Genomic DNA, 9,890 nt, shown 5'->3' with positions numbered 1-9,890 from the left:
CCGCCAAGCGAACAGCCTAGACCAACGGGATGAGGGGTCCCTTTTCGACGCCGATCACCCCGCTACCGGGGTCCCTTTTCCACGCCGATCCACAAGCGCGTGGAAGGCTTTGGACCCCACGGGCAGCGTGGATGAAAGCGGATATCGTCGAGTGGCAGGCGCAGGCCCCGCCCGTCGAGATACTCAGCGGCTGCCGTACCGTCCGCGGGAAGGGCCTCCTCCCAGAGCCGTCCGACGTTGCTCCCGCCAGGGCGGTGCCGGGCGGGCGGTGGCTGATGGCTTCCGGAGGGTCGTAGGCGGGAGATTTCGCGCAGGACGTCCCCCGGATCGCAACCGGCAAAACAATGGACGAGAATGCCGTCGTGCCCCTGGCGCACGGACAGGCTGGGATCGCTGTCCTGGTGTGCTGGGCAGCGGCAGGTAGCGATATAGCCCCGCCAGGTGCCGCCGAGGGCACCCACGATATCGACAACGCGCTGGGTGGGTCTGAGAGCGATCAGGGACATTCCCGTCTCCTTTCACCCCCTCCCGCCCTCTTCCCTCCTACAGAAAAGCACATCGCAGGGTTTGCGAGTAGACGACGAAGCGGCAAGCCGATAAGACGGCTTTACGTTTTGCAGGTTTTACGATTACACGTTTCCACGGAAGGTCCCTCTCATGATCGTTGCGTTGCTCAACCAGAAAGGCGGCGTCGGAAAGACGACCCTGAGCGTGAACCTGGCCTCAAGCCTCGCACGCGACGGCTCGCGCGTGTTGCTGATCGACGCCGACCCCCAGGGCAGTTCGCTCGACTGGGCTGCGGCTCGCGAGGAGCAGCCGATGATCTCGGTGGTCGGCTTCCCTCGACCGACCATCCACAAAGAGTTGGATCAGATCGGCCAGGGCTACGATCATGTCGTCATCGACGGACCGCCTCGTGTGACCGAGCTGGCGCGATCGGCGATCATGGCGGCGGATGTGGTGCTGGTCCCTGTCCAGCCTTCGCCTTACGACATCTGGGCCGCGGACGAGGTGGTCAAGCTTATCGTCGAAGCGTCCGTTTTTAAGGAAAGCCTGAAGGCCACATTTGTGGTAAATCGCAAAGTCGCAAAAACGGCGATTGGGCGCGACGTGGTTGAGGCTTTGGCAGCATATCAGATCCCGACCATGACGGCGCAGATCGTCCAGCGCGTCGTGTTTGCCGAGGCAGCGGCCACTGGGCGCGCTGTTTTCGAGATCGACGGCAAGAGTGCGGCGGCAGCGGAAATCGAGGCCGTACGGGCCGAACTAATGGAGCTTGTGGCATGACCAAGAAAGTGACGATTGGCCGACGCCCAACGGCTGGCGCGCCTCCCGCCGCTGGCGCCGATGCCTGGGTGGGAGCCGGAGCAGAGAAGCTTGCCGAAACGCCCGCCGCGGACGTCAAGATGAAGCGTTTGACGATCGACATACCGGAGAGCCTTCATCGCACGATCAAGTCACAGTGCGCGATGCGGGGAACGAAGATCGCTGACGAGGTCCGAGATCTGTTGGTACAGAAATACGAAACGCCGTAATTCCGCCTTTGCGCGTCGGCGTGTCGCCGTAAAGCCGGCGATGTGTCTTTCTGTATCACCGCTTTTCCGTAAATGCGTTGTCTGAATGGCGTTCTTGGCTATCGCGATCCCCCTTTCCCCCGATCGCGGAATAGCATCCGGTTCGATGAAAGGTTCAAGCGAGTGGCAACAGGGCAGGGGTCCACCTTCTTCGTGCCGGGCGTTCCGGCCAAGGACCAAGAGCAAGCGTATAATGAGCTCGCGCTGGCCTGCGGGTGTGCACCGGCGCCGACAGGCAAACGCATCCGCTCGATCACGTTCCGATCGAACGGGGAGACGTGGACAGCCACGGTTGGCGAAAAGCTAAGCGGCTCGGCGACGAAGAAGAGCCGGGCAGGGGGGCAACGCATCGAACGCACCGTTCCTCTCTCAAACGGCTCGACCGTCCTCGCCATCTTCGCCGGCGTGCCCTTTCGGGTCTGGCATGACGGCGCGTCCAGGGTTTGGTCCAACCCATTCCTCGCTGGCGAGCCTTCCTCCGTCACTATGTTCGCGGACGGCGGAGCATAGCCACTTCGACAGTGATGTCGCCCGCATTTCAGTAGATGCGCTTCGTCGTAAATCTGTTTAAGCGCAAAGTCGGGTTCCCGATGCGCTCTCCTCCCGGGCAGGGTAATTTTTTTCCACGTTGACCATGCCTCCGTCCGATGGCTGTTTCGACAAATGAAGCACCCCGGCGCGCTGAGATTAGTCACAGGATTGGTCGCGGCTTCCGTCGCCCTCGGCCCTGCCGACGCGTCCCAGCGGCAAGCTGAACTGGTCGCATTCCGTGATTTGGCTGACGGTGTGGTGATTGATGTAGGCCGCACGGCGCCGAAGCCACTTCCACCATCAAGCGAGCAGCAGGGCGTTTCGCCGGAAGCCTTACAGGATGACTTCCGGAGCATCGCCCTGGCCGAGCAAGCACATACGACCACGGACGTTCCAAGCCCGCCGATTGCGATTCCGCTTTGGATGCAGACGGGGAGGGTGATGACGGGTGCGGCTCAGGTCGCTCAGAGCGTCGTCGCGCCTTACATGTACAGTCCGGCCGCTTGCTCGATGACGCCTTACCGTCCGCGAGGAGATTTGGCTCCGTGGCAGGAGGCACGCCGAGCGCGTTATTTCCCTCTCATCTCCGCCGTCGCCTGTGAGGCTGGCGTGCCTACCGGGCTACTCGATGCGCTCGTCGCCCAGGAAAGCCGCTACGATCCGCTGATCGTCTCAAACAAGGGCGCGGTAGGCCTGACACAGTTGATGCCCGACACGGCTCGCGGCCTGGGTGTTCTCGACTCCCGAGATCCGCTGGCCAATCTGAGGGGAGGGGCCAGATACCTTCGGTCTCACCTGGACGAGTTCAAGCGCGTCGATCTCGCACTGGCGGCCTACAACGCCGGCCCTGGCAGGGTACGAACCTTGGGAAGGATCCCACCCTTCAGGGAGACGATCGATTACGTTGCGGCGATCACCAAGGGGTGGAGCAGCGGTGCCTATCGAGCCGCATCCGTGCAAACCGCCGCGATGCCGAGTGCGGCAGGCTGGCGGGGCAGGGGGGTCCAGCTGCTGGCTTACACGTCGACGAGCGTGCCGAACCCGAGGTAATGGGCAAAGTAGATCGCGATCCCGAGTATAGCCGGTGCACCCAGGAGGTAGTTGAGCTGCCAACGAACCCACAGCCGCGGCGCGACGAGGACCTTGTCGAGCATGGTCGTGGTAGGGAGCCGGCTATTTCCCGTGCGATAGTCATAGGCGGTCTTGATGACCGCGAAGACGGCGCACATCGCGACCATGACGCCGACGGCGGCATAGAGGGAGAGCCAGGCCTGGAGTGTCGCTTGGGGCATATCGACCACCTAGCAGCAAGATGCTGACGATCGCTTAACCCTCTTGTGGGTGCAAAGTTACCAACCTGGCCGGACGCGTGAGTGCTCTACGTGGCCGACGGGATCGATGCGGGGCTCCCGTTTCAGACGAACTACCAGCGGATCGCCCAGGCGTGAACGTGGCCCATCGTTGTCACCGCAATGGCGACGATTGCCGCCGTACCGCTCGCGGCGTTCGTCCTTCTGGGTCGCCGAGAAGATGCCGAGAAGGACACTGCTTCGAGCTGAATGCGTCTCCGGCCACCTCACAGCCTGCCTGATTGGAAGAAGCAGGCGAGGGGCGGGAGGCCTCTCGTTGCTAGCTTGGCAGGGGTTGGCCATCAATGCGCAGCCATTCGCTCGGTCCTGAAACCCCATAGGCTCTTTTGAAGGTCGAGCTCGCCGCGCTTCGCCCGCGCGACCATCCCAGCGTAATAAGCCCCGGCTGTAAGGCGGATCTCATTGCGCGCCTCTCTCTCCGCGGTGATCATGACCGCGACAGCAGCGCCGTCCCGGCCCAGCGTATCGATTGCATCCACCCACGTTCCGGAACGGATGCCAAGGTCATGCCGCAGCCGCGCCGCGGCGTTATGGACGTCCGGCCACCGCGGTCGGGCCTCCGTCAGATACATCGAGGTTGTCGGGAACATCTCCGCGAGGTCGCAAGGCCGCACCTTGAGGCTGCTCTGAGAAGGGGAGGGGGGCAGCACCGCTTGATCGGGAAGGCTCACCTCCGGGTCAGAACTACATTCTCGCTTAGCATGTACGGTATTTTCAGAGGGAATGGTTTGTATGTGTATGTCGGGTGATACCGATGACCCCGACGGGTTATTTTCCTCTGTAAACATGAAGCGATCGATGGTCTCTCCGACGAGATCCTCAACGCCAGGAAGACGGTCGAGCGCGGCCTGGTAGCCTTCGCGGTCGCCCATAGTCCTGGCCTGCGCCGCAGCAAACGCGATCTCGTCAATCGCGTCCTGGAGTGCCATCCAGTGCGGTCCGGTGAGGCTCAGATCAGCGGCCTGCGCGAGTGCCTGTCCGACGATCCGGCGGACACGCGCGATCTCCTTCTTGCCGCTCTTGAAGAGCGCATAGAGGGCGTTGAGGCGATCGCCGGCTTCCTTCAGCTCGGCATAGCGCAGCCGGATGGGGGAGAGATCGAGGCCGTAGGCTTCGACGATGACGCCGTCACGGTTCCGGAAACCGCTTCGACGTCCCGAGGCGCTATCTCGCGCGAGGATCAAGCCTGCGGCGCGCAGCTCACGCAGCCGCGCCTTGATGCAGGCAACGGTTTTCCTGACCTCGTCCGCAAGATGTTGGTTGCTCGGCCAGACGACGAGCGGGCGGTCGGCGGCCCAGTCGGCCTCCCAGGTGAGCTGGACAAGATCCATTAGCGTCTCGATCGCGCCGTTGCTGACCGCGATCGCGCCTTTCAGCGCCTTCACGACCCTGCGAGCGTCTTGTTTGGATATCTGGACGGCGCTCTCGTCGACGACCTTCATCCTCCGGGTGAGCTCGCGCGTCAGTGCCGTGATCGGCCGCGCCCCGGTCCGGCCGGTGAAAGCCGTTTGCGTATAGTTCATCGTTCGCCCCCTCGGATGGAGGGACCGTCAGCAGGCATAACTCGTGCGTGGCGCGAATCGCGCTCCCTTGAACCAGGTGTCAGGATCGTCTAGATGGGAGGCCTATCGCGGACCGGTCAGCGTTTGGCGACGCTGCCCATCTTACGGTTCCAGGGTGCCCGGCCTTCGTGCCGGGCATTCGTTTATGTGGCCACGGTCATAGCTCCAGAAAATGCGACGGAAGGTCGCCCGAGCACAGTGCCGCAGATGCAAAGGTTAAGAAACCACGAGTATTCGTGGTATCGGCTACGCTCGCCGGAAAAGATTCGTGGTATCGACTACGCCCGCGGCGATAAGTTCGTGGTATCGACTACGCGGCAAGGCAAAGTTCGTGGTATCGGCTACGCCCCAGCGGATGGTAGTTGGCCTCCGACGCGGTCGGCAGTGCTGACAAGGTGGGCCGGGTGGAATGCGTCGCCTCTGCGACTGTCGAGATCAAATCCGATCAGTTCTCGGAAGCAGCTTTCGATCGCTTCATCGGCGCCAGGACAGTCGGAACCTCGCGAATGACAACAACCTCGTCCGAGACCTTGCTGCTTTTTGAGGCGCCTTCGGCCGCCTGGATAGAAAACTCGAAGCCCGGGACTGTGCCGTTTGCAGCCTCGACAACGTAAGGCTTGAAGAGCCGGGTCAGGCTTTGATGGCCGATCTGGTGTTGTAGATCACCCAACCTTATCGACGTCACGCCGGAGAAGCGCAGGAAGCAAGCGACTTCATAGAGCCGACGGTTGATCGGGCTCAGCTGGAAGTAGCTGGGTGCGTATTGCATGACACTTCGATCCTTGAGGATCGCCCGGAACAGCCAATCGCACAGACGAACATTCACGGCCTTGAGCCTGCGCTCGCCGGTTCGCGTCTTGGTATATTGAAGGCGGGCAGTCTCGACCCAGGAGAAGAATCCCGCTTCGCCCTCGCCACCAGTCTCGATGTCAGTCTTGATCTGCGTGCTCTGCAGTCGTTCCAATGCCTCGTACAATCTTGTGTACGCGTTGGATGACGGTGTAGCGCCGGTGACCCGGAAGAAGTCATTGGCAGTGAACTGGAAGTTTTGGCTTACTGGCTCGCCGTTCTCGATCTTCGCAGCCATAAGGCTGGCGATGTAGAGGATAACCTCTTTATCGTAGATGTTGGCGACACCCTTATGGCCAGGCTGCACCTCGATACTGATCTCGCCGGTGCTGTAGGCAAGCGGCTTCATCCATGCCTGCTTCGTAAGGGCGAAGAAGGGGTATGCCATCAGCGATAGCTCGCCATGAACACCACCGCGTAGTGGGCTGTCCATGGAGAAGAGGTCGCCCTGCATCGGAACCACTGCGTCTTTGGCAGTGCCGGCCGGCGCCCGATCTTTCGACAGGCCTGGTTCGGCCGCCTTACTCTTCGGCATGACCAACTCCGTCGTCATCCAGTCGGCTCACGCGCGTCCGAACCGCGGCGACACCATAGGCGTAGGCGATACCACGAGCCGGTCGACCCGTAAGGCCGGTCATGGGGTGAGGCGTAGGCGATACCACGAACTTCAGGCGGGTTTCGGGCGGAAAACGCAGCCTTCCGAGGGGAGGGTGCCTGCCAGTTCGGTCCAACTTCGTACTATCGACTACGCCTACGAGACCCGCACCGGGGTTGGTCGGCTTCGTCGCAAACGACCGGGCCTGTTGAAAAATGCCGGACATGCCGGGTTGCTCCTTCGTTTCACCCCTGCCGAAAGGAGCGTCGCTATGATGGGACCAGCCTGTCGCGGTAAGCGGGAAGGGGCGTCCCGCCGCACCATAGAAGCCATGTTGCCCGCAGACCACCTGCTGCGTCGCGTCGATCGATGTCTCGACATCGGCGAGTTGAGACAGGCACTGGCCGGTCACTACAGCGCAAGGGGACGGCCATCGATCGATCCCGAACTCCTCATCCGCATGGCCTTGGTCGGCCGCATTTACGCGATCACGTCCGAACGGCGCCTGTGTGAGGAGCTGCGCTACAATCTGGCCTATCGCTGGTTCTGCCGTCTCGCGCCGGGAGACAAGGTTCCGCACCACTCGACGTTCAGCAAGAACCGGCACGGTCGTTTCCGCGATGCCGACGTGTTCCGGATCCTGTTCGAAAGCACGGTCCGACGCTGCATCAGTGAAGGACTGATTGGCGGAAAAGACGCCGCGATCGATGCATCGTTCATAGCGGCTGATGCGAGCTGGCAGCGCAAGACCGTTCCTGGCTACCTGCCGTATGTCGCCAACGCGTCGCGCGCGGTTAGGGAGTGGGTGCACGACACTGGAGATGCCGTCTTTGAAATGGCGCGCTCGAAAAGCTGCCAAGGCGTCTCTCGAACGGACCCTGCCGCGGCTTGGTCGGCGCGAACGGTGCGTGGCCGGTTCGGCTACGCCCTGAATGCGCTGGTCGACACCCCGAGTGGCGTCGCTCTCGATGTGAAGGCGACACCGGCTCGGTTCGCGGAGGAAGTTGATGCGGGGCGCGTCATGCTCGAGCGATCGGCCGATCGCTTTGATTATCGTCCCAAGCGGGTTGCGGCCGACAAAGCCTATGGCAGCGCCAACTTCCTCGGCTTCGTAAGGGATCACGGCGCAATCCCGCACATTCCGGTAATCGACCGTACGCAACAGACCAAGGGCAAGCTGCCGCGAACGGCCTTCAGCTATGATCGTGACATTGACAGCTTTACCTGTCCGACCGGAAAGCCGCTCCGACATCATGCCTTCCATCTGCCCACCGGCGTACACCGTTATGCAGCCGATGCGCGTGACTGCGAGGCGTGCGTGCTTCGGAAGAAATGCACGACGGCGCGGCGTCGTACCCTGGTTCGGCTGGACGATGAGGACGTCCGCGATCTTGCCAGAGCCGAAGTGGAAACCGGGCTCTACAAGCGGTCTATGCGGTTGCGGCGCGGGGTTGAACGGTTCTTCGCTGACGCCAAGGGTAAGCATGGCATGAGGCGGCTTCACCTGCGCGGTATCCGCGGAGCGGAAGAAGAGTTCCTGATCGGCGCGGCGGTGATGAATCTGATGGTCCTGGCGCGACCCCAGCGGCTGACGGGCAAGCCGCGCCGGGGAGTATGCGTCCCCGCAGCGCTGACGCCGGCTGCGATCTCGGCCCGGTCGATTGAACACGACGTGATCGCCTCGCCTGCTCGACGATATGCCTGATCGCTGAGGCGCGGCGTGATCTATCACGCGGCTTGCAGCCGTTCTTTGCGGTATGGCACACCGTCGAGCAGTGCCTGGCCCGGCGCCTTGGGCGTGCCGTCACCGTTCACGTACATATAGAGTGTCGTCGTCGTCATCCCGAGACGGCGCGCGACATCGGCTGCGATCGCGTTGCGATCGGACATGGCGGCCATCGCTATCGCCAGCGTTGCCTTGTCCATCTTGCGGGGTCGCCCTCCCATGCGCCCCCGCGCGCGTGCCGCGGCAAGGCCGGCCTGTGTGCGCTCGGCGATCAACTCGCGCTCGAACTCTGCAAAAGCGGCGAAGATGCCAAAGGCCAGGCGGCCGTTGGCGGTGGTGGTGTCAATCTGCGCGCCGGCGCCGGTCAGCACCTTCAACCCAATGCCGCGCTCACGCAGCGCCTCGGCGGTGATGACCAAATGCCTCAGGTCGCGTCCGAGGCGATCCAGTTTCCAGAGCACCAGTGTATTGCCGGGCTGCAATGCCTTGAGACAGGCAGTCAGGCCGGGACGTGCATCATGACGACCCGACGCGAGATCCTCATAAATGCGCGAGGCATCGACGCCTGCGGCGAGCAGCGCATCGCGCTGCGGTGCCAGCGTCTGCGATCCGTCAGCCTTGGACACCCTCACATATCCGATGAGCATCGCCACCCTGCCAGAAAAGATATCTGACACCCTGCAATGTGCTGGTGGTTTCCGCAACGGGTATTCCGACCACAAGGCAGGGGGGACGAGGCAAAAACAGCAATCGCCAGAAAACCGGTCGTTTTTCTTGTTGCCCAGTGACAATCACGATGAGCGCCTGCGCGTCATTGCAATGCGCGGTTGGGGTCTGCTTCGGGAGTGCGTACCCGGACCGGAAGCAGCCTCCAACCGCTTCGGCTTGATCTGCGGGTTGCCCTGCTGCCATCCTGCCGTGGCACCGTGGACGAGGCAGACCCTGATCGTGAGTGACAAGTTGTCATATCCTGTCGGCCCTTCAGGCCGGGGACGTTCGGCGTCAGTTTCTCACAAGTGCGGCAAACACTTCACGCATCTGGGTCGAGGGAGAGGGATCGTGCACTTCTTGAAGGATCGAACCGGACCACTGCGAGAGAAGGATGCGCGCCAGTTGGATGCTCGGCATCGCTGGCGTCAGGCCGGTACGCCTCAACAGATGGGAGGTGACGTCGGCGAAGGCGGCCTCGTACGCGACCTTGACCGGTTCGAAGCGCGTGCGGAATGGCGCATTGCGTCGTGCGTGAAGGTGAAGCTCAACCATCAGTACGGAATGACGCGCATCAACGGACAGGGCATCCAGGCTGCGCCCGATCGTATCCAAGATGGATTCTGCGGTTTGATGACGGGTATCCGCCACCAACGTGTCGAGCTTTCGGGCCAGGCTCGCCATGTGCTCTTCGACCAGCGTGAAGAGAAGATCGTCCTTGCTGGCGAAATACGAATAGAATGCGCCCTGCGAGAAGCCAGCGCGTTCGCAGATGCCGCGGATCGAGGCGGCTGCGACCCCGCTCGCGACGATCAGCCCGATCGCGGCGTCTAGCAGTCGCGCCCGCGTCTCCATCCGCATCTCGGGACGCTTCCTGCGGCCTGGCATCCCCCGCGTCGTTAGGGTCAGGACCCATTGATGTGAGCGTCGCGATCTGATTCCGGCTCCGCAAGGAGACCGGGATGAGTGACCTGT

General features: G+C 62.4%; 10 protein-coding genes. 4 read left to right on the top strand and 6 right to left on the bottom strand.

All coding sequences use genetic code 11. From position 1 onward, the window contains the following. Window positions 1–62: 62 nt before the first annotated feature. Entirely contained in the window at window positions 63–506 is a 444-nt protein-coding gene (locus AVT10_RS18930) for a DUF7146 domain-containing protein (protein WP_420038500.1), read from the bottom strand. 151 nt (window positions 507–657) lie between these two features. Here AVT10_RS18930 and parA point away from each other — a divergent pair, with 151 nt between their 5' ends. The 3 genes from parA to AVT10_RS08690 all read left to right on the top strand — a co-directional run bounded on the left by parA (window position 658) and on the right by AVT10_RS08690 (window position 3,155). Next, a complete protein-coding gene (gene parA / locus AVT10_RS08705; RefSeq protein WP_056433696.1) occupies window positions 658–1,287 on the top strand; it encodes a ParA family partition ATPase in 630 nt (209 codons plus the stop codon). Further along, on the top strand, window positions 1,284–1,535 hold the full coding sequence (locus AVT10_RS08700) for a plasmid partition protein ParG (RefSeq protein ID WP_056433695.1): 252 nt from the start codon (window positions 1,284–1,286) through the stop codon (window positions 1,533–1,535). Before parA ends, AVT10_RS08700 begins: the two co-directional genes overlap by 4 nt. Window positions 1,536–2,237: 702 nt before the next feature. Then, complete coding sequence (locus tag AVT10_RS08690; protein ID WP_066689898.1) at window positions 2,238–3,155, top strand: lytic transglycosylase domain-containing protein; 918 nt, start codon at window positions 2,238–2,240, stop codon at window positions 3,153–3,155. Here AVT10_RS08690 and AVT10_RS08685 read toward each other — a convergent pair. The 3 genes from AVT10_RS08685 to AVT10_RS08675 all read right to left on the bottom strand — a co-directional run bounded on the left by AVT10_RS08685 (window position 3,122) and on the right by AVT10_RS08675 (window position 6,421). Continuing rightward, the gene (locus tag AVT10_RS08685; protein ID WP_056433691.1) at window positions 3,122–3,397 is read right to left on the bottom strand and encodes a hypothetical protein; all 276 of its coding nucleotides are present in this window, start codon (window positions 3,395–3,397) and stop codon (window positions 3,122–3,124) included. The genes AVT10_RS08690 and AVT10_RS08685 overlap by 34 nt on opposite strands. 359 nt (window positions 3,398–3,756) lie before the next feature. Continuing rightward, entirely contained in the window at window positions 3,757–4,998 is a 1,242-nt protein-coding gene (gene repC / locus AVT10_RS08680) for a plasmid replication protein RepC (RefSeq protein ID WP_066689897.1), read from the bottom strand. Between the two features lie 484 nt (window positions 4,999–5,482). Beyond that, window positions 5,483–6,421 carry a replication initiator protein A gene (locus tag AVT10_RS08675; protein ID WP_286165232.1) on the bottom strand — a complete coding sequence of 313 codons (939 nt, stop codon included), beginning with the start codon at window positions 6,419–6,421 and terminating at the stop codon, window positions 5,483–5,485. A gap of 331 nt (window positions 6,422–6,752) precedes the next feature. Between AVT10_RS08675 and AVT10_RS08670 the strand changes: the two genes are divergently transcribed. Next, a complete protein-coding gene (locus AVT10_RS08670) occupies window positions 6,753–8,186 on the top strand; it encodes a transposase (RefSeq protein ID WP_226341918.1) in 1,434 nt (477 codons plus the stop codon). Window positions 8,187–8,209: 23 nt separating this feature from the next. On the opposite strand, the gene AVT10_RS08665 is transcribed toward AVT10_RS08670, so the two are convergent. Both AVT10_RS08665 and AVT10_RS08660 read right to left on the bottom strand, forming a co-directional pair. After that, entirely contained in the window at window positions 8,210–8,854 is a 645-nt protein-coding gene (locus AVT10_RS08665) for a recombinase family protein (protein ID WP_038069700.1), read from the bottom strand. Window positions 8,855–9,209: 355 nt separating this feature from the next. After that, window positions 9,210–9,776, bottom strand: coding sequence for a TetR/AcrR family transcriptional regulator (locus AVT10_RS08660; protein ID WP_066689896.1), 567 nt, complete (start codon window positions 9,774–9,776; stop codon window positions 9,210–9,212). Between the last annotated feature and the right edge of the window lie 114 nt (window positions 9,777–9,890).

The sequence above is a fragment of the Sphingomonas hankookensis genome (assembly GCF_001619955.1).
In the GTDB taxonomy this organism is placed as follows: domain Bacteria; phylum Pseudomonadota; class Alphaproteobacteria; order Sphingomonadales; family Sphingomonadaceae; genus Sphingomonas; species Sphingomonas hankookensis_A.
Note: the sequence above shows the minus strand (reverse complement) of the source record. Positions and strands in the feature narration are given on the sequence as shown.